We start from the raw sequence: 22,499 nt of genomic DNA on the forward strand, positions 1-22,499 counted from the left end.
TTTTCCCGATGTTCCGAAATATATCATTCCTTATTTTTTTTGTTTTTAATCTAAGTGTGAATGCACAAAAGGTAGACTTACTGTATTTTACAGATGCTCACCAAATTTTTCCGGTAGATGATGTTGACGGAGGACGAGGTGGTGTTGCCCGCTTAAAAACTATTGTTGATGAGGTACGAACGGTTAATCCAAACACTTTGGTAATTCATGGAGGTGATTTGTGTGGTGGTGTTCTGTTTGGAGGAATGTACAGAGGCGAACCAATGATTGAAGCTTTTAATGAGATTCCCGTTGATATCTGCAATTTCGGACAGCATGAATTTGATTTTGGTGCACAACATACCATTCAGCTTTTATCCAAATCCAAATCGCAGTGGTTTAGTTCCAATCTTAAAAACAGAGATGGTGGTGTGTTTGGGAATTTACCTGCTTTTTTAGTGAAAAAGATTGGCGGTTTACGAATTGGATTTATTGGCCTGACCGATGCTATGAATACAAGTATTCATGATGATTTGGTGGTTCAGGAAAATTTATTTGTTTCTGTTTCTAAGCTTCAGCCTGAAATGGGGAATGTTGATTTTTTGGTACTCATAACCCAAACAGATTTGGAAACCAATCGGAAATTGTTGGAGCAGTTTCCTGAAATTGATTTGATTTTAACTGAGGAGCAGTTTGAGCACGAAAGCAATATTTTTTACAAAGGCAGTGTTCCGATTGTTGCTACTGCCGGAAACATGAGTTCAGTTGCTAAATTGAGCCTGGAAAAGAATAAAAAACCGTTCGTTGAAATTATTCCTTTAACTAGTGATGTGACTTCCGAGAAGTATATGAGAGATATGGAGCTGTATTACAAAAAGGATATGGAATTGCAGTTGTCCGAAAAGATTGGTCGGTTAGAAGTTCCTCTTCGTTTTAAAGATGGGATTACCGGCGAAAGCCTTGCCGGAAATTTAATTGCTGATGCATTTAGGGAATGGCACAGTTCCAATGTGGGAATTATTAATGGTGGTGGAATAAGAGCTGATGTACCTGTGGGAGATTTTACTTTAAAATCTGTTCGCTCGCTGCTGCCTTTTGGAAATAGAATTTGTCAAATACTGATTAAAGGGAAGGTGTTGAAACAGTTTTTAAAAGAGAATGCTGCAGATAAAAATGGTCAGTTGCTTCAGGTTTCAGGAATTAGTTACAAATATTCACCGGCCGATAATGAGATAATTGTTGAGAGGGACGGGAAAGAGTTGGATGATGAGGAATTATTGACGGTTTCATTGAACAATTACAGTTTGGGTAAATTAACCGGAGAGTTTGAAGTTTTGGTTGATGAATTGAATCCCAAGGCAATTGAGGATTTTGAAGTGCTAAAAGCATATTGTAAAAAATTAAAGCTTGTAAAACCGGTTTTGGAAGGACGGATTGTGCTATTGGGAGAGTAAAAATATACCGAAAGAATCACATATATAATTCAATCGGTACATTTGATTAATTACATCAAACTAATTGCCAGAGTCAGATAAAAACTACGCCCGGGAGCATAAATTGCCTTGTTGCTGCCTTTTACCGACCTGTTTAAATGCTCGTAGTAAGCTTCGTCAAAAAGATTTCTTACACCACCAATTAATTTGATTTTATCGGAAAAATCGTAAGATGCTTTAATATCAGCTATAGTAAAAGCAGGTGTTTTGCTTTCGCCGTAATTATTTGATATTCTATTTTGCTTTAAAGCATGTCGGATCATTATTTCCGGATGAAACTTATTCCTGCAAAAGGAAGCTCCCAATGCATATCTGATATCAAGAGGAGGAATTTCAGGCAAGGGCTGATTGAAATCCATATTCTTTCCATAAGTATAGGCAACATTTACCTTGTGATAAATGGAAGATGTGATTTTCTGATACCAGGAAAATTCAAAGCCACGCATAACTGCTTTATCGATGTTGTAATATTGTTTTACACCGGGAGCAGTGGCTAGTCTCGGCGATAAATCAGGTCTGATTTCTGCACTGATGTAATCTCTTAACATGGATGCAAAAAGGGTGATGTCCAATTCTGATTGATCAGTTTTCCAGGTAAAATTATAGTCTAACTGGTAGTTTACCTCCGATTTCAGCTTTGCGTTTCCAATTCTTTCGTACGGGTCAACATCAACTGCTAAATAGTTGATGAAGCGTTCGGTTAAGCTTCCGCTGCGTTCGGCTCTTCCCAGCCACAATCCCATTCTAATCTGTTTCGAGAAATCGTGAGTGGCACCAAAACTTGCCGAAACATTTAGTTTGTCAGATGGATTTTTTGAGTTGGCATTTATAAATTCAGTGGTTATTTCTCTACTCTTGGCACTGTTGTGTTCCAAACGGGTAGAGGCAACAAAATAGACCTCTTGCAATGCAAAATGATATTCTCCAAACAATGAAAATTTGGAAATTTTACTGTCCTGCCAAAGATTATCGAAGAAGGTTGTCCCGCTTTTCGGCCCCATCAGCATTTCGCGGGTACGAGTTCCCTCTGCTTCTTCCGCTTTGTAGTCGATACCGGAAAAAAGAGAACTGTTCTTAAACTGAAACCTTGCCTCCGATCGGCCACCATAGTTTTTGGTTTTTGCCAAAGTGATTGCATTCACCGTTCTCGGATTCAAATCTTTTGTCAGGTTGTCCATGCTGTGATCAACAAAAGAGCCGTAAAATGAAGTGGATAAAGAGCTAAAGTTCGAGTTCTTAAAGTTGATTTTGTGAGAAAGATTTAGCAACCAGGTATCATCTTCCCGCAAATCCATATTCAGAGCAGGAAAATCTACATCCTTGGCAAAGTTGTTATTTGCCGACAGCTTGATGCTCTGAGAACCGGATAATTTAAAGACGCTGCTCATTCCAATGTTGCGCCGGTTAAATCCGGAAGGTGTTTTGTTGCCGTTTCCATCTTCGTAATCATCACCTTCGCTGTAGGCTCCGTAAATGCCAAAGTTATAGAATTTCCCTTTTGCTCCGGCCATGGCTTCTGTGCGGAAGATATTTCCGTTGCTTTCGTAACTGCCGCTTGCCCTGCCAAATGCTTTTGTGGTTTCGCTAAAACTTGCAGGTGCTGATTTAAAATGAATACTGCCGCCAAAAGCATTTCCATATCGCAGTGAATGCGGGCCTTTTACAATTTCTACCCGATCGACCATGCTCATCGGAATTTGACTTGCGGGAGGATCCATTCGGTTTGGACAAGCAGCAGTTGCGCTCATCCCATTGTCCATAACCAGGTTTAACTGATCGTATTTAAAGCCGCGAAGAACAGGATCGAAACCATAACTTCCGCTTTTTCGGATGCCTCCAATCATGGCACTCTGACTCAAAAAATCACCTGCGTCGTGCGATAGTTTATCGCTGATGCGGACTTTCATGATATCACTTTTAGCAGAGCTGTTTGCTCTTGCAATTACAGTTGTTGGCAGCAAAGAAATGTATGATTGGGTGAGAGTTAATACTCCGTTTTTAATTGCTTCCTGCAGTCTGTCGCCTGATATTTCAAGTTTGCCGTAGTTTACATGAGAAATATGAAGCATTTCTTCAGGGATAAATTTGATTGAAATATCTCCGCTAAGGGAGCTCGTGCCTTTTTGGTTTTGGTATAGGTAATGGGCATACTGGATTGGCTCTCCGGTTTCAGTATCTTTCAGTATTATAGTTTGTTGTGAATGCGCTTGTATCCCAATGAATAGGAGACAAATGATTAGAATATTTTTCATTCCTGAGTGTTTTAAGTAATGGAATTACTTGACATGATTAGCCCGCTTTGATCGTGTAAAACCAATGCAAGCCTCCCAATAAAGTAAGATTTACAGTGAATTATCAATTTGTGATTGATAATAATTAATTGGCCAAAATTTGATTCTTGGAGGATGAAAAATATCAAAGGAATGTTGAGTGGGATGCAATGGCTCTATGTAAGCTAATTGTTTTGCAGAAGCAAGAACTGCGGGTTCATTCTTGAGTATACTTATGCTTTGAATGAATAATTGATATTCTTTTTCGGTGATCTGTTTATCCTTCGAAGACTCTTCCTTTTCGTGTTCCTGAATTTGTTTTTTTAGATGACATTTTCCGTTACACTTCATTTCAGGTTTGTCTTTATTGGTGCAGATTGACGCAAAAAAATCCTGATTTATTTTGAAGTTCACAGTGATTAATACCACTTCAAAACTTTGAAATGAGAAAGTTAAAAGGAGTAGGTAGGCAAAGATTCTATTCAGGAACATAAATAAAGACAATTGTGTATTAAATATACAAAGCTTTATGTAATATGTAGTTGTTATGGATAGAAAATCAGAGAAGAAGTAATAATATACCTAAACAAAAAGATATCTTATGGGAGAGTTCTGGAAGCCGAAAATTAAAAAAGCTCATCTGTGGTTCAGATGAGCTTCTTTATTTTCTTTTGAAATCCGTTTATAGATTGATTACCTTATCGGCATCAGCCTGAAGGGTGATAATATCAGGCATACTTCCAACGGTTCCTACTTTTATTTGATCAGATAAATTAAAATAATCCAAACAGGTTTTGCAGGCAAGAAGCTGTACTCCTTTTTTGTTTAGATTTTGTAAAGATTCCAAAGCAGGAGAGTTTTCACAAATTAATTTTACTCCTGCGTTGTAAAAAACAATGATTTTAGGTGTTCGCCCATCAGCATCCAGAAGTTTAAAATAGTTGGTAATTAGTTTCAAACCCAATTCTTCGCTGCCGGTTCCCATTCCGTTCTGAGTAACCTGAATTAATGTATTTCGCTGCATATTATTTTATTTAACGCTGATATAAGGTTCATCTGTATTTGTACGCTCAATCATTTTCCCAATCGGATTTAGATCAAAGCCTTCGCTTTTGGCCAGAGCAACAAACTCGTTGATGTGATTATCGTCTACTGCTACCAAAAGTCCGCCGCTTGTCTGCGGATCGCAAAGCAGTGATTTCTGATCTTCGCTAATCGCTCCAATTAAATGTCCGTACGAAGCCCAGTTTCTTCTGGTTCCGCCAGGAGTACATCCTTGTTTAATTAATTCTTCTACACCCTCAATTTTTGGAACGGCAGTATAATCAATTTCAGCATTTACATTACTGCCTTCGCAGATTTCACCCAAATGACCCAATAAACCAAAACCGGTAACATCAGTCATCGATTTGATATAGGTTTGCTCACCAAAAACGATTCCAGCCTTATTTAGAGTGCACATTAAATCAACAACAATTTTATTGTTTTCGTGTGCTATTAATTTCTTTTTTTCGGCAGTGGTTAGTACTCCAATACCCAATGGTTTTGTAAGGAAAAGCGTGCAGTTTGGAGTTGCAGTGTTGTTTTTCTTTACCCGATCGGCAGCAACAAGTCCGTTTACCGAAAGACCAAAAACAGGATCGCCTATATCGATGGAATGACCGCCGGCCAATTGAATTCCAGCATCAGCGCAAACATCCCGTGCACCTTCCACTACTTTTTGAGCAATATCAGTAGATAATTTTTCCAAAGGCCAGGCCAAAATTGCCAAAGCCATAATTGGTTTTCCGCCCATGGCGTAGATATCACTGATGGCATTTGTTGCTGCAATTCGACCAAAATCGTATGGATCATCAACAATAGGAGTGAAGAAATCGGTAGTGCTGATTAAAGCTTGTCCATTTCCCAAATCGTAAACCGCAGCATCATCCTTTGTATCGTTACCCACCAACATTTTTGGATTGGGAATGGCAGGAGTACTGCTTTTTAGAATGCACTCCAGATCTTTAGGAGATATTTTACAACCACAGCCTGCTCCAGGACTAAATTGGGTTAATTTTTTTGTTTCCATATTGTTTTTGAATCTAATAAACGGTGCAAAGATATTACTTTTTATGCTTCATTATTGGTAAACAAGATGCTTTATTGTTAGAATGTGGTATATTTTGAAAATGTAGTATTTGTGTTTAGATGAGGTGGTATTGAGTGGACAGAAAAAATCTAACCACAGAGAATACGGAGGTTTAAAGAGTTTTCCTAATTGGATTTCTTCCTGATCAATTAATAATTGTTAATTTTGGTTTTGTCTCAATATAAAATTAGAAACTTGATAACGATTAAAAATAGTTTAAAATCTTTTTCAATAGCTATTCTGGCATTTTTTCTTTCGGCTTGTTCTGCTCCATGTAATTTGCAGAAGGAGAAAAAATCATTTGATCAGATTTCCAAAACTAAATGTGAGACGTTTACCTGCATTTCTGAGGTTGATTCGACACTTCAGTCTGACTTGGAGACGCAGGGGAAACGGATGTTTCAAATTTATTTAATTCGTCATGCAAAGCCCAATGTGAAAAAGAATTGGTTTTATTCGGCTGATGAGGCTAAACAGTATGTACTTGATTACAATTCTGTACCAATTATTCCTTTCGATTCTTCGTTAGTGGCAGTCAATTTACGGCCTAATCATATTATTTATTGCTCCAGTTTACCTCGTGCGCAGGAAACGGCATTAAAAATTTTTGGAGATAAATTTCCGGTCGTTTCTGATTCTATATTTCGGGAATTTGAAATCAGAATGATATCGGCGAGTAGCTTTTTGAAAATGCCATTGGGAATTTGGCAGGCTTTTAGTCGGGGCAGTTGGATGCTGGGTTTTAATCATCGGGGCATCGAGAGCCATAAAGAAGCAAAACTTCGGGCCAGACAAGCATCTGAAAATTTAATTAAAGTTGCTTATGATGAGGAAACCGCCGTTTTAGTTGCCCATGGCATGCTGAATGGTGCAATTGCCAAAGAATTGGAGAAGAAAGGATGGAAGCTGATTCAAAAGCAAGGGCATGTTAATCTTGGTGCTACCATCCTTGTTAAAACTGTTGATATAAATGATTAGATGAGGTTTGAGTAAATATGCCTGCTTTGATGACTGATCACTGAATTACTTTTTCCTGATCATCATTAATCCGTGACGTATGGGAAGAATCAGGTTCTCGACTCTGGAATCTTCCTGAATAAAATGATTGAAATTTATTATACCCTGAGTTTGTTTGTCGTTGTTTTCGATTTCTTCTACAACTTTTCCATCCCATAAAACATCATCGGCCAAAATAAAACCGCCTTTATTTAGCTTCGGAAATACAGCCTCAAAATATTCGATGTATTGTCGTTTATCGGCATCAATAAAAATGAGATCGAAATTTTCTTCCAGCTTTGGAATCATCTCAAGTGCATCTCCAATATGAAATTGAATACGATTTTCAAATCCCGATCGCTTAATGTATTTACGGGTAAATTGTTCCAGTTCGTCGTTGCAGTCAATGGTGTGAATGATACAATCTTCACTGGTTCCCATAGCCATGCTTATTGCCGAATATCCTGTATAGGTTCCAATCTCTAAAATGCGCAGTGGTTGAATCATCTGGCAAGTCATCTTTAAGAATTTTCCCTGAAGATGCCCCGACAGCATTCTTGGGCGCAACATTTTAACGTGAGTTTCACGGGTAAGATCCTTCAATACCAAATCTTCTGCTTCAGTATGCTTCAGTATATAATCTTCAAGTTCTTTATTAACTTCTATCATGCTTATTTGTACATCAAAGTGGTTAATAGATCTTTATTTAGAATTTCGTTGGCAACTTCAAGCAATTCATCCGCTGTAATGCTCTCCACCTTTTGATACAATTCCTCCAATGAGTCAATTCGATTGTATAATAAAAAGCTTTTCGCAATGTTGAGCATTAGGTTTTCATTGTTTTCCGAAGAAATAGCAATCTGACCAATCATCTGATTTTTAGCTCGTTTTAATTGTCCGGAGCCAAGTTTATGAGTGCAAAGTAAGTCCATCTCTTTGTTGATTAAACTAAGACACTTATCCAAATTGCCTTTGTCGGTACCAAAGTAGATGCTGAAAACACCTGTATCTGCATAAGGCGTGTAATTTGCTTCAATATTATAGGCCAATCCGTGTCGTTCCCGAAGGGTTAAATTCAAACGTGAATTCATGCCCGGGCCACCTAAAATATTGGTGAGTAACGATAAGGAAATTCGTTTTTCATCATTTAAGTCGTAGGCTATATTTCCAATCACACAATGTCTCTGATAAGTTTTCTTTATCATGGTTTGTGTGCGGGCTTCATACGAATTTGGCTTTTTTCTCTTGGTCGTGCGAATATTCTCAGGTATATGCCCAAAGTATTTCTCTACCATTTTTACCAATTTGCTGAATTTAATGTTCCCCACCGAACTTATTACCATTTGATCTGTGTGGTAATTGTTCTTAATGAAATTCAATATATCATCACGTTTGAACTTTTTAACATGTTTTGGAGTTCCCAAAATATTCCGGCCAATCGGATCATTTTTGAAAATTAGTTCCTCAAAATCATCAAAGATCAATTCCGAAGGAGAATCCTTATACGAATTGATTTCATCCAGAATAACTTCTTTTTCTTTCTCTAATTCCTTTTCAGGGAAAACAGAATTGAAAGTGATATCGCTGATTAGTTCTAAAGCTCTTTTGTAGTCTTTGTCCAGAAAAGTAGTGTAAATACAGGTTTCCTCCTTGGTTGTGTATGCGTTTAATTCTCCGCCTACATCTTCCATTCTACTAAGAATATGGTATGCTTTCCGTTTAGTTGTACCTTTAAACACAACATGCTCTATGTAGTGAGCAATTCCCCATTCCTCCTCTTTTTCATCACGAGAACCGGTATTTAAAATAATTCCGCAGTGTGCAACATTTGCGTTCACGGCATGGTGAATTAGTCGTATACCATTTGATAATGTGTGAGTTTCGAATACCATATATTTTTTTATTAGGTCGCAAAGGTAATAAGAAGTTTAGATTCCTTTAAAATTCCTCTCTAATTTTATTGATTTTATTTGGTGATTTTATTTTTTTGCGTACTTTTGCATCGCTCAAGTAAAGAGGGTACCATAGCTCAGTTGGTAGAGCAATGGACTGAAAATCCATGTGTCCCTGGTTCGATTCCAGGTGGTACCACATCCTTTTTCTTTGAGTACACCAATAGGGTACCATAGCTCAGTTGGTAGAGCAATGGACTGAAAATCCATGTGTCCCTGGTTCGATTCCAGGTGGTACCACGAAAAGAGAGAAAAACATTGCGTTTTTCTCTCTTTTTTGATTTACTCAAAATAGGTTGTGTCGGTATCAGTTTCTATCATAAGGAGCTGTCTGTTAGTGGTTCGTGTGTTTGTGGTGTTGGGTTGTTATGAGCTATTTGAAATCATAATTTGAGCAGGTTATCTGTTCCAATTAGAGTCCATCGTTAAATATAATCATTATAAAATAGAGTAGAGGTGATGATTTATTGAATTTGAATTGTACTTTACAACTCTCTTTTTTGTTAAAAAGAAGTAAATGTATTACCTTGATTAAACGCCTAATATTTGTTTTGATCTAGTTTTTTGAACCTTTAATAATATTAAACTATGTGCCATATAATTGAATCGGAATATGTGTTAATTCATGAATTAATGAAAAAGCAAAGATGTACTATTGAAGATTTAATTATAAGTAAAAAGAAAATTGAGTCTTCAATCGAAGGTGTTTTTGTTGATGTGTCCAGAAGATCTGTTGAAACTTCTGTAATGTGTTATTCAGATTATTTTTCAATCGAAGAAGATGATGTAATTGTTCAAACACGTTCATTTGAAAAATTATTAAAATTAACAGAGAGTCGAATTAAGTTTTCTTTAAGAGAGAAACTAAATAAAGTATTTTAGGTTTGGAGTTTAAAATTGTTCGGGACCCGATTTATGGGTATATAAAAATACCTTCTGAGTATCTTATTAATTTTGTCGATACTAGGATTTTTCAACGATTGCGACGAGTTGAACAAACAAGTATGAGATCGTTGTATCCTTCTGCTCATCATGATAGATTTGTTCATTCTTTAGGTGTTTATCATTTGGGAACATTAGCTTTCCGAAATATCAAAATTAATTCTACGAAATATTTAAATGATATTTTAAAAGATGAAGAATGGGATTTAATTCAATCTTCATTTGAAATTGCATGTTTGATGCATGATTGTGGACATTCTCCCTTTTCTCATACTTTTGAACATTATTATGTTTTGAATAGAGGTGAGGAAATTGATGATCGACTTAGAGTTAACTTTCAAGAAGATGAGGATTTTAGTAGAGATTATAAGCGATCTTCTCCTGCTGCTCACGAAAAAATTAGTTGTTTAGTTCTGTTAGAAAAATATCGTGAATCTATATTGAAATGTGGAGGGAATCCATTTTTAGTTGGAAGAATGATTATGGGTTGCACTTATCGTAACAATCCTAGTATTTTGTGTAAGGTTCACAATAAATTTATTAATCTTTTAAATGGAACAGCTCTGGATGTTGATAGCTTAGACTATATTCAAAGGGATTCATGGGCTTCAGGGGTGAATAATGTTAGTATTGATTACGATAGACTTTTGGGCTCTTTAGTGATTAAGTTAGACAAAGTTGGAGATCCAATAGTTGGATTTAAAAAACATGCAATTAGTGTATTAGAAAATATAAGTTTGGGTAGGAATTTTTTATATAAGTGGATTTATTCACATCATAAGGTTTTGTACGACCAGTATTTATTGACAAATTCTGTTGACTTAATTGATAAGGAAACTAATAATGAATTTTGTAGGGAACTTTTTTCAATAGATAATTTCTATGAACCTAAGAGTTATAATGGAACACATCTTTTTTTACCAACTGATGATGATGTCTTTTATTGTTTAAAGAAGTTTCATAAAGATGGGTCGGTTATTGATGAGTATTTATCAAGATCATATAAATATAAGGCTTTATGGAAAACTCAAATTGAATTTGATAATATTTTTGAAGGTTTATCTTCAGAAGATTTGATGGAAATTGAGACTCAATTAAATCTTAAAGAATTGGATTCGTTTCTGGGAGAAAATTCAAATATTTGTATTTCGGCTAAACCTAAACTTAAAGGATTTAAACAGAATCATTATTTTATATTTATTGATGGATCAACAATTGATGCTTCAAAATTGGTAAATGTAAAAGATGAACAAAATAGATTTTTTTATTTATATGTAAGTCAAGATTGTTTAGGTCGAAAGAAAGAAATAATTCAAAAGATATTATCTTTTAAAAATTAGATTATTCTATTAAAAAGTGCTTAAGTGTGCTAATTCGCATCAATCAGCTCTTCCAATCCTTTTTTCTTGAATTCCCGTTCGTTTGTTGATAAAGCTTTTGCAGCAGTTATAACTGGGAATTTCTCATTCTTAATATATTCCAGTGCAACATGCAGATTTGATTCATCAATATCCCCAAAGTCATGAGTTAAATCATCTGATATTTCATAATTAACAGGAATGCCATCAAAATAGCCGCCTTCATCAGCGGCATTGGTAATTGAAAAGCTAATAGGGACAATTGCCAGGTTTAAGGCTTTCTCCTCAAATACGTACATGCCAACTGGTTTCCCGTGAGTTTTACTTCCAATAAGAATTACGTTTTCAGCCCCCATGTAAGCTTCTGGTTTTAATCCATTAATTACCATTTCGCTTGCAGAAGCAGTGTTTGAAGTTGTAATTACGAAAACTCTGTTGAAAGCATGGGCCGGAGCCTGTGATGTAAATGCTTCGGTGAAATTTTCATTCGTTTTTGAGCTGTTGTGAAATACTTTTGAGTACACTTCACCAGTGTATGCATTGCCTGTAATTAATGAAGCCAACTGATTTGATATGTAGGTGCTGCCACCGCCATTGTAGCGCAGGTCCAAAACCAATTCAGTTGCATTTTGCTCTTTAAAATAGGTAAAGGCTTCGTTCAATTCATCTTCCGATTTGCCTAAAAAGCTGTCAAATGCCAGATAGGCAACTTGAGTTCCGTCATAAGGAATAACTTTTCTTTTTAATACTGTATTTTGATCAAGTACCTTTTGAGAAGCGGTGATTTCTTTTTGCTCGCCGGCATTATTTTCAAAAATGAAGGTTCCGCTCGATTTGTCAAGTTCATTTAATATTTGTTCTTCACTTAGGTTTGAAATTGCCAATTGGTTAATGTTGATCAGTTTCCATCCGCGTGTAACTCCTTCTGCAGCCAAAGGTGATTCATCAAATATAAGTTTTACTCTTAAATCATTATAGCTGTCAAATTTGAAGGATAAACCATAACCTGTGTAGGTGCCATTCTCAAAATATGCTAATAATTCATCAAGGTTGGCTATATAGCTCCATCGATCTTGATCAGCAAGCAATGCTTCAAAATAGTCGTTTGCCGATGAGTAATTGGCTGAACTAATATCCGGTAAATCTTCATTCCACAAATACCACTCCTGCATCGTTTTATCAATGATTTCGTAAGCCGATTTATCATTGCCCGATCGTGGCAATATATTATTGTCATCACTACACGATAGAAATAAGGATGCCAGAATTACTACAAGTGAATATTTATTGAGAATTGAGAATTTCATGTGATTATAATTTTAAATTTTTGCCGTATGGTTCCGAAAGTTTTCGGGATTGCCAAACTGGACTAATTATTCCTATGTATTAATTTTATCTTGACAATTAATCAGCTCGATATTGTAATTTATTGAAAAAACAAGACAATTTAAGTTTAACAAAAACCATACCTAAGGTTTCTTTAACGGGTAAAATCGTCATCTATTGTTTAATTTTCAGCAAAACAATCTATAGAATCAATCTAAATAACATTGTGAAAAAATTGATACTTAATCATATTGACATTTTATATCTGCTATTTATACTCGATGTGGCCTGCTTTGTTTTGCGAAGTACAAATTTTCTTTACATTTGTAACACCAAAATAAAGGGTACCATAGCTCAGTTGGTAGAGCAATGGACTGAAAATCCATGTGTCCCTGGTTCGATTCCAGGTGGTACCACAAAAAGAGAGAAAAACATAGCGTTTTTCTCTCTTTTTGTTTATATTGAATTTTAGGAAAATGAAACTGATCCGGATCAAGTCGAAAAGTTTTGGGGACGTGGTTAAATTTTGTCCTCTTTTGGTTTTATGAAGATTGAAGTTTACATACTGCAAAGTGTTGCCGGAAATTGCTATTACATTGGTTACACAAAAGATTTAACAAATCGATTGTATCTTCATGATGAAGGTACATTTGAAAATTCTTTCACATCAAATTACAAAGATTGGCAGTTGTTTTATCGGTTAGAGTGTGAATCTATAGCTCAAGCTAGGAGAATTGAGAAACATATCAAAAAAATGAAAAGTAAGAAGTATGTTGAAAACCTACTGCTTTATAAGAATATTGCTATTCGATTGTTAGAAAAATACAAGTAGTACCTGTTGTTTGTCCCAAATGTTTTTGGAGCCGGGAGATACAATGAAAAGAGAGAAATGTATCTGGTTCGCCCCGAAAGCTTTCGGGGCCAGGTGGTACCACGAAAAAAGCCGATCATATGATTGGCTTTTTTTATGCTTTTGAATGTGGAAATCCATTTGAAATGTTAAAGTTTGAATAAATTACAAAAAACAAACGTTTTCGATCTAAAATAAAGAAATTCAAGTCTCTAACTAATTTTTTTATTTGAATTAATACGATATTTTTGTAACACTTAGACCAAGTAATAAAGAATTTAAGATATAAAATACTTCAAAATGACAAATAGTAAAAAAGCTTTATTGATGATCCTTGACGGATGGGGGATCGGTGATAAATCAAAATCAGATGTAATTTCTTCAGTAGCTACTCCATACATGGATAGTCTGTTGGCAAAATATCCTAACTCACAATTGCAGGCTGCAGGTAGGTTTGTAGGCCTGCCTGACGGACAAATGGGAAACTCAGAAGTTGGACATTTAAATATTGGTGCGGGTCGTGTTGTTTATCAGGATTTGGTTAAAATAAACATGGCGGTAGAGCAGGACACCCTTAAAGAAAATGAGCAGGTTGTTAAAGCTTTTACTCATGCCAAAACGAATGATAAAAAAGTTCATTTAATTGGATTGATAGGCAATGGTGGTGTTCATTCATTAAGTGCCCATGCAATTGCTCTTTGCGATGCAGCTCAGGCTTTCGGATTGAAAGATGTGTTTGTTCATGGATTAACCGATGGACGTGATACAGATCCTAAATCAGGATTAGGATTCGTAAAAGAATTTGTTGAAGCAATTGAAACTAAAGGATCAGCAAAATTTGCATCTCTTATTGGACGTTACTACGGAATGGATAGAGACAGCAACTGGGAACGTGTTAAGCTTGCTTACGATTTATATACAAAAGGAGAAGGAGAATCAGCTTCCAACGTTGTTACTGCAATGGAAAAATCGTATGCAGAAGGCGTAACAGATGAATTTATCAAGCCAATTGTAATGGTTGATGAGTCAGGAGCCCCTCTTGCTATTATTGAAAAAGGTGATGTAGTTATCTGTTTTAATTTCCGTACTGATCGCTTGCGTCAAATGACAACTGTGTTCACTCAGGAAGACAAGCGTGAGTTCGGAATGCATACCATGGATGTAGAATGGTATACCATGACTTGTTACAATTCTAACTTTAAGGGAGTAAATGTAATCTACGATAAAGATAACGTTCAAAATACAATGGGTGAGGTTGTATCTAAAGCTGGCAAAAAACAAATTCGTATTGCTGAAACTGAAAAGTATGCTCACGTAACTTTCTTTTTCTCGGGTGGCAGAGAAGCTGAATTCGAAGGTGAAAAAAGATTAATGGTTCCATCTCCAAAAGTGGCAACTTACGATTTACAACCAGAAATGTCTGCACCGGCTGTTGCCGATATGATTACTGCTGAATTGAATGCTCAATCGGCTGATTTTGTTTGTTTGAACTTTGCTAATGGTGATATGGTTGGACACACAGGAGTTTATGAAGCAATCTCAAAAGCAGTTCAGGCTGTTGATAAATGTGTTGAGCAAGTTGTTGAGGCAGCAAAAGCAAATGGATATGATGTAATTATTATTGCAGATCATGGAAATGCTGATTTTGCTGTAAATGCCGATGGTTCTCCAAATACTGCTCACTCCTTAAATCCTGTTCCCTGCATTTGGGTGACTGAAAATTCCAAAGGAATTGAGAATGGTATTCTTGCCGATGTTGCTCCAACTTTATTGGATATTATGGGGATTGAGAAACCTGAGGATATGACCGGTAAATCTTTGATAAAATAGAAGATTGTAACTGAAAATATAAGTTTCCGTATTATCTTTGCCGATAATACGGATTTTTTTTTAAATCCACGAAAGTAGAAATTGTAAAAGGATAGCATTGTGTTACAGATAGGAAAAACCATAGTAAGTTTAGACGTGATTGAAAAGAAATTCATTTGTGACATTTCAAAATGTTGCGGGGCTTGCTGTGTAGAGGGAGATTCGGGAGCACCGTTAGAGGAAGAAGAGAAGCTGATTATTGAGGAGATTTATCCTGTTATAGAAGAGTATCTTACCGAAAAAGGCATTGAAGAAATTGAAAAACAAGGTAAGACTGTAATCGATTCGGATGGTGATTTGGTAACACCTATCATTAACAATAAAGAATGTGTTTATACTGTTTTTGAAAATGGATCGGCACAATGTGGTATCGAAAAAGCTTTTTTCGATGGTAAAATAAACTTTCGCAAACCAATTTCATGTCAGTTATACCCGATTCGAATTCAGAAATATGAAGAGTTTGATGCGGTGAATTATAACAAATGGGATATTTGCAAACCTGCCAGAGAATTGGGATTTAAAAATGGAACTCCGGTTTATGTTTTCTTAAAAGAACCATTAATCAGAAAATATGGTGAAGAATGGTATAAAGAGCTTCGGTATGCGGCTGAACACATTGATGAAATCATGAAAAAAATGTAGATGACAAAGTACCAAGTGTAAGAGTAAAAACATCACGAAATTATATTGTAAACAGTAGCCGTTTGGTTGCTGTTTTTTTTATGCTTTTATGTCTGTTTATTTGATTTGTGATTTGATGGGTGTTGACATATAGAGGTTGCAAATCTCTATTAGATGAAGACTGAAAGCTAATTTCTATTTACTATATTTACGTTTCAAATTACTTAAATCCAATAAACACACTATTATGGATAACATTAAAGAATATATTGAAGAGAACAAAGAGAGATTTTTAGAGGAATTGTTTGGACTGATTCGAATTCCATCGATTAGCTCGATTGAAGCAAATAAACCAGAGATGTATAAAGCTGCCGAATACTGGAAGCAGTTAATGCTGAATGCGGGTGCTGATAAGGCGGTGGTAATGGAGACAGAGGGAAATCCTGTTACTTATGGCGAAAAGATTATTGATCCAAAATTGCCGACAGTTATGGTTTACGGACATATGGATGTAATGCCGGTTGATCCAATTAATTTGTGGGATACTGATCCTTTTGAGCCGGTAATTAAAGATGGTAAAATTTGGGCCCGTGGTGCTGATGATGATAAAGGTCAGGCATTTATGCATGCAAAGGCTTTCGAATATATGGTGAAAAATAATTGTCTTCCTTGTAATGTGAAGTTCATGATTGAAGGGGAAGAAGAAGTAGGATCACCTAATCTGCCTAAATTTTGTGAAGAGCACAAAGAAATGTTGCAGGCAGATGTGATTTTAGTTTCTGATACCGGAATGATTGCTCCGGATATACCATCTATTACAACAGGATTACGTGGATTGATGTATTGGGAAGTTGAAGTGACCGGTCCTAATCGCGATCTTCATTCAGGATTGTTTGGTGGTGCTGTAGCAAACCCAATTAATGTATTGGCTAAAATGATTACTCAGATGGTAGATGATAATGGACATATTACCATTCCTGGATTTTACGATGATGTAATTGAAGTTACTAAGGAAGAAAGAGCAATGATGGCTGAAGCTCCTTTCGATGTTGAGGAGTACAAAAAAGCAATCGACGTAAAAGAGTTAGCTGGTGAGAAAGGTTATACTCCTTCTGAACATACAGGAATTCGCCCTTCGTTTGATGTTTGTGGTATTTGGGGTGGATATATTGGCGAAGGTGCTAAAACAGTTCTTCCTTCAAAAGCATATGCAAAAATTTCAACCCGTTTGGTTCCGAATCAAAACTGGGAAAAAATTTCAGTTCTATTTAAAGAGCATTTCGAAGCAATTGCTCCGGATTGTGTAAAGGTAGTTGTTACTCCGCTGCATGGTGGACAAGGATATGTTTGTCCCATAGATTTCCCGGCTTATATTGCGGCAGATAAAGCGTATACCGAAGTTTATGGAAAACGCCCTGTACCTGTTCGCAGTGGTGGAAGTATACCAATTATTTCTTCTTTCGAAGAGATTTTAGGAATTAAATCTGTACTCATGGGATTTGGATTGGAAAGTGATGCGATTCACTCACCAAATGAGAATTTCCCTTTGGAACAATTCTTCAATGGAATCAATACAATTCCATTATTTTATAAGTATTTTGCCGAATTGAAGAAGTAATAATTTGTAATTCAAATATAAGTTGGAAAGGGTATTCTTGTGCAGAGTACCCTTTTTTTTACAAATATATGTTTTGGTATGATCAGTTTAAAGATTGATTGGGATTTGTCTTAATTCCTGATTTTTCGGGGCTATAATTATTATTTTATTTCATTGATACTTCGGAATCGTTTAAAATAAAGCTTAAACCTTGAAAATCGGTATTTTTCTGGTTATGTTTGTATTTGGGTTTAATTGCATGGTTTTTTGATGGAATACAGACTAATTGCTGTATATTTCGTAACAGATCATACAAGTTGAAGTAAATTTGCAGTTCATGGATGAAATTTTTGAAAAAATAGGATCAGCTCAAACTCTTAGTCAGAAGATTGAGCGCCGAATAGAAGAGGCTATTCGCCAGAAGAAATTGCTGGTGGGAGCTAAACTTCCTTCGGAGCGGGAATTATGCGAGATGTTTGCAGTTAGTCGGACTGCATTACGCGAAGCTTTGCGTAGACTTAGCGCACGGGGCTTAATTGAGATCAAAAAGGGTAGTGGCATGTATGTTAGTGAATTGAAGATCAAAGATGCCATTGATTCTTTGAATTTGTATTATGATTTAAGTTTTGATAGTAACCTGATCCCTCAGATTATTGAAGTACGGCGCGTTTTTGAACCGGAAATTGCCCGGATGGCAGCAAATAACCGAAGGGATAAGGATTTGGACTTATTGCTTAAGAATATTTCGGATTTGGAAGATTGTGATCCGGATAATACCCAAATGGAAGCAGATATCATCAATAAATTTCATTTGAATGTTGCTAAGGCCTCCTGCAATCCGATTGTGATTATTACTATGGAGCCAATCTATTCTCTTTTGCCACGCATGCGAAATTTGATTTATGCCAATGTGGATGGAGAGAAAGATTTTACAATTAAAGCTCATCGTACCATTTATGAAGCTATTCGGGATAAGGATGCTGATAAAGCTTTTGAAGCAATGGTTGGACAGATAAACAGAACCCTTGAGATCTACACACAGTATTTGAAAAAGTAAGAACTGTATTTTCAATAAAAAACGGAGATTGATGATTCAATCTCCGTTTTTTTTATCGTTTTAAAACAATATTTATTTGTAAGCCTCAATGGCCTTTTTTACTGAACCATGTTTTAACAGTAAGCTTTTAGCAACTTCTTTTTCAAGTTTTAATTCTTCCATAATCATTTTGGTTCCTCGTTCAACCAACTTTTTGTTGGTTAACTGCATGTTTACCATTCTATTGCCCTGAACTCTTCCCAATTTAATCATTAAGCTGGTGGTGATCATGTTTAGAATCATTTTTTGAGCAGTTCCGGCTTTTAATCTGGTACTTCCGGTAACAAATTCGGGGCCAACAATTGCTTCAATCACAATTTCAGCTTCTTTGGAAACTGGCGCCTCAGGATTACAAGTAATACATGCGGTAAGCAGACTATTTTCGCGGGCTTTTTTTATGCCGCCTATTACATAAGGTGTTGTGCCTGAAGCGGCAATTCCTAATACCGTATCATTTTGATTAAAACCATGTTCCTGTATTTCTTCCCAGGCTTTGTTCCAATCATCTTCGGCCGATTCAACGGCATTTCGTAAGGCCTTTTCTCCTCCTGCAATCAATCCAATTACAATATTATCCGGAACTCCAAAAGTTGGCGGTAATTCCGAAGCATCCAATACGCCAAGTCGGCCACTTGTGCCAGCTCCAATATAAAATAATCTACCTCCGGCTTTAACACGGTCAACAAGTAGGGAAACAAATTTCTCGATTTCTGGAATCGCGCGATTTACTGCTAAATGAACTTGTCCGTCTTCCTGATTAATTCCAATAAGTAGTTCATTAACCGACATCTTTTCCAAATTAGAAAAGTTAGAAGGTGATTCTGTTATTTTGTTTGAAGTTTTCTGGTTACCTGCTTTATTCATTATTTTGTTTTTATTTACCAAGATGGTACTGAATCAATCCTTCCAATGGGCTTTGCTCAATTTTTCCAAGATGTAAACCGATCTTGGCTGCGACCATTTCCAATTCTTTTTTAAAGTAGTATGCAATACTTCCTATAAAATGAATTGGCAGGCTGATGTGATTGTTGTATTGTTTTATATTTCTTTCGAAAAATTCCCCGAAGCTCTTCTTTACAAGCTCCGATATATATGGTGATTGAATGTTTTCAGAAAGAAAGACTGTAAATTGAGCAAGAAAACGGCTGGGCGCTTCCTCTTTGTATACTTTGTTTATAATATCTGCATATTCCAAATTGTATTTCTGATAGAATGCACTTTTTATTTCAACAGGAGCAATATTTTTAAGAATATCAGCCAGCAATTTTTTACCCATAACAGCTCCGCTGCCTTCGTCACCCAATATGTATCCCAAGGGAGGAACGTTGTGTTCAATGTTTTCCCCATCATATAAGCAGGAATTAGATCCTGTTCCAATGATGCACGCTATGCCTTTTTCTCTTCTGCAAACCGATCGGGCTGCAGCTAAAACATCGCTGTTAATTTCGCAATTTGCATCAGGAAAAATTTGTAGTAAGGAATCTTTAATGATTTTCTTCTTCTCATCAACAGCACAACCGGCGCCGTAAAAAAAGATTTGGGTAACCGAACCAAAATCATCAAGTGAGCTAATTATTTTAATTATCGAACTCGTATTTTGATGGTATGGGTTAATTCCCAAAGTCTGTTGGCGTTTAGTTACGCCTTTACTTCCGAGAAGAACCCAGTCGGTTTTGGTTGATCCGCTCTCTGCAATTAATATCATGATTTTATTTTTATAACATGTATGATGAATGTTAATTTAAAATGAATTTACAAATAATTAAATTAATATTGAATTTGTATTTTTCCATTTTCATTCCTTCTACATTGCTTAATATCCTTATCGTACGGGTGAATTTATTTTCACGTTACAAATATATAAAAATTAAACATTTGTAAAAAGTATTATATAACATGTATGACCAATTTTGGAAAATATAATTTTCTGTTCTATTTTTGATCCGAAAGTAATTTAAATCAGGAGATAGCAAAATGGAGAATCAGATACTGCAATTTAGGGAAGAGCTTGATGAAGCCAAGTTGTATTACCAACCTTCAGATGAGTTCGACAGAACAGTGAAAACCCGGTATGAGAAAATGCCGGCAGATATTTTTTCAACTGCTGAAAAGGCAGCCAAGTGGGTTGCAGGTGAAATTGCAAATGAAATTAAGCAAAAACAAAAGCTTGGCGAAATGTGTGTTGTAGGATTAGCTACCGGTGCAACGCCATTGGGAGTGTATTCCGAACTGATTCGTTTGCACAAAGAAGAAGGCTTGTCATTTCTGAATGTGGTTACTTTTAATTTGGATGAGTATTATCCGATGTTGAAATTAAGCGCGCAAAGCTATAATCATTACATGAACGACGTTTTATTTAATCATATCGATATTCCTAAAAATCAAATTCATGTACCAAATGGTGAGGTAAGCAAGGTCACAATTACCGGATACTGCAATGAGTATGAAAGACTGATTGATTCTTTTGGGGGATTGGATTTGCAAATACTTGGAATTGGTCGTACAGGGCACATTGGGTTTAATGAACCAGGTTCGCAACTGGATTCGATAACCCGATTGATTATGCTTGACTCTTTGACCAGACGAGATGCTGCCAAAGATTTTAATGGCTTAAATAATGTACCTAAGGCGGCTATAACAATGGGTGTTGGAACCATATTTAAAGCCAAAAGGGTTATTTTAATGGCTTGGGGCGAAGGAAAAGCGGCGATTGTAAAAAAAGCATTGGAAGAAAGTCAGTGTGATGCAGTTCCAGCCAGCTATTTGCAACGGCATACTGATGTGAAATTTGTATTGGATGTGCCGGCTGCAAGTGAATTGTCAAGGGTAAAGAATCCTTGGCTGGTTGGGAGTATTGAATGGGATCGTTATTGGATTCGGAAAGCGGCAGTTTGGTTGTGTAATAAATTACAAAAACCAATTTTAAAACTGACTAATCGTGATTATAATGATAATGGATTGAGTGAGTTACTTGCTTTGTATGGCTCGGCTTACGAGGTAAATATTAAGGTGTTTAATGATTTGCAGCACACCATAACCGGTTGGCCTGGAGGAAAGCCAAATGCTGATGATTCTCATCGTCCGGAGAGAGCAGAACCGGCAAGTAAAAGAGTTTTGGTTTTTAGTCCGCACCCTGATGATGATGTAATTTCGATGGGAGGAACTTTGAAACGATTGGTGGATCAAAACCATGAAGTTCATGTTGCATACCAAACTTCAGGAAATATTGCGGTTGCCGATGATGAGGCGGTGAGATATCTTTCTTTTGTAAAAAGTTTTTCGAGAACTCATGATACAAACGAGGGCAATCTTCAGTGTGTGATTGAAGACATTCAAAAATTTCTTTTGGAAAATAAAAAGCCGGGAGGAATGGATACAGCTGAAGTGCGCAATATGAAAGCCTTAATCAGGAGAGGAGAGGCAAAAGCTGCCTGCCGTTTTGTAGGTATTCGATCTAAGAACCTTCATTTTTTGGATCTTCCTTTTTATGAAACGGGTACGGTTAAGAAAAATCCGTTGGGGAAAGAAGATGTTCGTATTCTTGTGAATTTGCTTCGAAAAATAAAGCCGCATCAGATATTTGCTGCAGGGGATTGGTCTGATCCTCATGGAACGCACCGGGTATGTTGGGAAGGAATTTACCAGGCATTAAAAATAGTGAAAGATGAAGAGTGGATGAAGGATTGCTATATATGGTTATACCGTGGAGCTTGGCAGGAGTGGGATTTGGACGAAATCCAAATGGCTGTTCCGGTTAGTCCTGAAGAATTACAACATAAACGGAATGCAATATTACGACATCAATCGCAAATGGAAAGTGCTCCCTTTATGGGGAATGATTCCCGCTTATTCTGGCAAAGATCAGAAGAAAGAAATAGGGCTACAGCCGATTTATTTAACAAATTGGGCTTGGCAGAATACGAGGCAATTGAAGCTTTTGTCAGGTTTATTGTTTAGATTTATCTGAGAATTTCCGAATTCGACAGCTTGAATTCGGGCTTCTCTTTAACTGGTTCATT

General features: G+C 36.3%; 19 protein-coding genes and 3 tRNA genes. 13 read left to right on the forward strand and 9 right to left on the reverse strand.

All coding sequences use genetic code 11. The features are described 5' to 3' along the window. Positions 1-8 precede the first annotated feature (8 nt). Positions 9-1,433 (forward strand): bifunctional metallophosphatase/5'-nucleotidase, encoded by a 1,425-nt coding sequence (locus GQR60_RS16810; protein ID WP_124994046.1) that lies wholly within the window; start codon positions 9-11, stop codon positions 1,431-1,433. A gap of 50 nt (positions 1,434-1,483) precedes the next feature. Here the strand turns inward: GQR60_RS16810 and GQR60_RS16815 are convergent, their stop codons facing one another. The 4 genes from GQR60_RS16815 to selD form a co-directional block, all read right to left on the reverse strand. Continuing rightward, complete coding sequence (locus GQR60_RS16815; protein WP_124994047.1) at positions 1,484-3,724, reverse strand: TonB-dependent receptor domain-containing protein; 2,241 nt, start codon at positions 3,722-3,724, stop codon at positions 1,484-1,486. Positions 3,725-3,814: 90 nt separating this feature from the next. Beyond that, positions 3,815-4,093, reverse strand: a complete 279-nt coding sequence (locus GQR60_RS16820) for a hypothetical protein (RefSeq protein WP_124994048.1) — start codon at positions 4,091-4,093, stop codon at positions 3,815-3,817. 331 nt (positions 4,094-4,424) lie between these two features. Beyond that, the gene (gene yedF, locus GQR60_RS16825; protein WP_124994049.1) at positions 4,425-4,766 is read right to left on the reverse strand and encodes a sulfurtransferase-like selenium metabolism protein YedF; all 342 of its coding nucleotides are present in this window, start codon (positions 4,764-4,766) and stop codon (positions 4,425-4,427) included. Between the two features lie 6 nt (positions 4,767-4,772). Then, positions 4,773-5,813, reverse strand: a complete 1,041-nt coding sequence (selD, locus tag GQR60_RS16830; RefSeq protein ID WP_124994050.1) for a selenide, water dikinase SelD — start codon at positions 5,811-5,813, stop codon at positions 4,773-4,775. 255 nt (positions 5,814-6,068) lie between these two features. On the opposite strand from selD, the gene GQR60_RS16835 reads away from it, so the two are divergent. After that, positions 6,069-6,851 carry a histidine phosphatase family protein gene (locus tag GQR60_RS16835; RefSeq protein WP_124994051.1) on the forward strand — a complete coding sequence of 261 codons (783 nt, stop codon included), beginning with the start codon at positions 6,069-6,071 and terminating at the stop codon, positions 6,849-6,851. Positions 6,852-6,896: 45 nt separating this feature from the next. Here the strand turns inward: GQR60_RS16835 and GQR60_RS16840 are convergent, their stop codons facing one another. Both GQR60_RS16840 and GQR60_RS16845 read right to left on the reverse strand, forming a co-directional pair. Further along, positions 6,897-7,538: an O-methyltransferase gene (locus GQR60_RS16840; protein ID WP_124994052.1), complete on the reverse strand. Its 642-nt coding sequence runs from the start codon at positions 7,536-7,538 to the stop codon at positions 6,897-6,899. A gap of 2 nt (positions 7,539-7,540) precedes the next feature. After that, positions 7,541-8,761, reverse strand: a complete 1,221-nt coding sequence (locus GQR60_RS16845; protein ID WP_124994053.1) for a M16 family metallopeptidase — start codon at positions 8,759-8,761, stop codon at positions 7,541-7,543. Positions 8,762-8,887: 126 nt separating this feature from the next. Between GQR60_RS16845 and GQR60_RS16850 the strand changes: the two genes are divergently transcribed. From GQR60_RS16850 to GQR60_RS16865, 4 genes are all read left to right on the forward strand, one after another. Continuing rightward, a tRNA-Phe gene (locus GQR60_RS16850) sits at positions 8,888-8,960 on the forward strand. Between the two features lie 28 nt (positions 8,961-8,988). Then, positions 8,989-9,061 (forward strand) — tRNA-Phe (locus GQR60_RS16855). Positions 9,062-9,409: 348 nt separating this feature from the next. After that, on the forward strand, positions 9,410-9,703 hold the full coding sequence (locus GQR60_RS16860) for a hypothetical protein (RefSeq protein WP_124994054.1): 294 nt from the start codon (positions 9,410-9,412) through the stop codon (positions 9,701-9,703). A 2-nt stretch (positions 9,704-9,705) separates the two neighbouring features. Further along, a complete protein-coding gene (locus GQR60_RS16865; RefSeq protein WP_160463507.1) occupies positions 9,706-11,103 on the forward strand; it encodes an HD domain-containing protein in 1,398 nt (465 codons plus the stop codon). Positions 11,104-11,132: 29 nt separating this feature from the next. Here GQR60_RS16865 and GQR60_RS16870 read toward each other — a convergent pair whose 3' ends face one another. Further along, positions 11,133-12,428, reverse strand: coding sequence for a S41 family peptidase (locus GQR60_RS16870; protein ID WP_124994056.1), 1,296 nt, complete (start codon positions 12,426-12,428; stop codon positions 11,133-11,135). A gap of 362 nt (positions 12,429-12,790) precedes the next feature. Between GQR60_RS16870 and GQR60_RS16875 the strand changes: the two genes are divergently transcribed. From GQR60_RS16875 to GQR60_RS16900, 6 genes are all read left to right on the forward strand, one after another. Continuing rightward, positions 12,791-12,863, forward strand: a tRNA-Phe gene (locus GQR60_RS16875). 128 nt (positions 12,864-12,991) lie between these two features. Beyond that, a complete protein-coding gene (locus tag GQR60_RS16880) occupies positions 12,992-13,279 on the forward strand; it encodes a GIY-YIG nuclease family protein (protein ID WP_124994057.1) in 288 nt (95 codons plus the stop codon). 318 nt (positions 13,280-13,597) lie between these two features. Continuing rightward, a complete protein-coding gene (gpmI, locus tag GQR60_RS16885) occupies positions 13,598-15,127 on the forward strand; it encodes a 2,3-bisphosphoglycerate-independent phosphoglycerate mutase (protein ID WP_124994058.1) in 1,530 nt (509 codons plus the stop codon). Between the two features lie 99 nt (positions 15,128-15,226). Next, positions 15,227-15,808 (forward strand): DUF3109 family protein, encoded by a 582-nt coding sequence (locus GQR60_RS16890; RefSeq protein WP_124994059.1) that lies wholly within the window; start codon positions 15,227-15,229, stop codon positions 15,806-15,808. 226 nt (positions 15,809-16,034) lie between these two features. Further along, positions 16,035-17,405, forward strand: a complete 1,371-nt coding sequence (locus GQR60_RS16895; protein ID WP_124994060.1) for a dipeptidase — start codon at positions 16,035-16,037, stop codon at positions 17,403-17,405. A 316-nt stretch (positions 17,406-17,721) separates the two neighbouring features. Next, the gene (locus GQR60_RS16900) at positions 17,722-18,441 is read left to right on the forward strand and encodes a FadR/GntR family transcriptional regulator (protein WP_124994061.1); all 720 of its coding nucleotides are present in this window, start codon (positions 17,722-17,724) and stop codon (positions 18,439-18,441) included. A 72-nt stretch (positions 18,442-18,513) separates the two neighbouring features. Here the strand turns inward: GQR60_RS16900 and murQ are convergent, their stop codons facing one another. Both murQ and GQR60_RS16910 read right to left on the reverse strand, forming a co-directional pair. Beyond that, positions 18,514-19,344 (reverse strand): N-acetylmuramic acid 6-phosphate etherase, encoded by an 831-nt coding sequence (murQ, locus tag GQR60_RS16905; RefSeq protein WP_124994062.1) that lies wholly within the window; start codon positions 19,342-19,344, stop codon positions 18,514-18,516. A 10-nt stretch (positions 19,345-19,354) separates the two neighbouring features. Next, complete coding sequence (locus tag GQR60_RS16910) at positions 19,355-20,185, reverse strand: ATPase (RefSeq protein ID WP_124994063.1); 831 nt, start codon at positions 20,183-20,185, stop codon at positions 19,355-19,357. Positions 20,186-20,454: 269 nt separating this feature from the next. Here GQR60_RS16910 and nagB point away from each other — a divergent pair, with 269 nt between their 5' ends. Beyond that, positions 20,455-22,437, forward strand: a complete 1,983-nt coding sequence (gene nagB / locus GQR60_RS16915; RefSeq protein WP_124994064.1) for a glucosamine-6-phosphate deaminase — start codon at positions 20,455-20,457, stop codon at positions 22,435-22,437. The last annotated feature ends 62 nt before the right edge of the window (positions 22,438-22,499 follow it).

The organism is Labilibaculum euxinicum, from assembly GCF_009795715.1.
Classification (GTDB): Bacteria; Bacteroidota; Bacteroidia; order Bacteroidales; family Marinifilaceae; genus Labilibaculum; species Labilibaculum euxinus.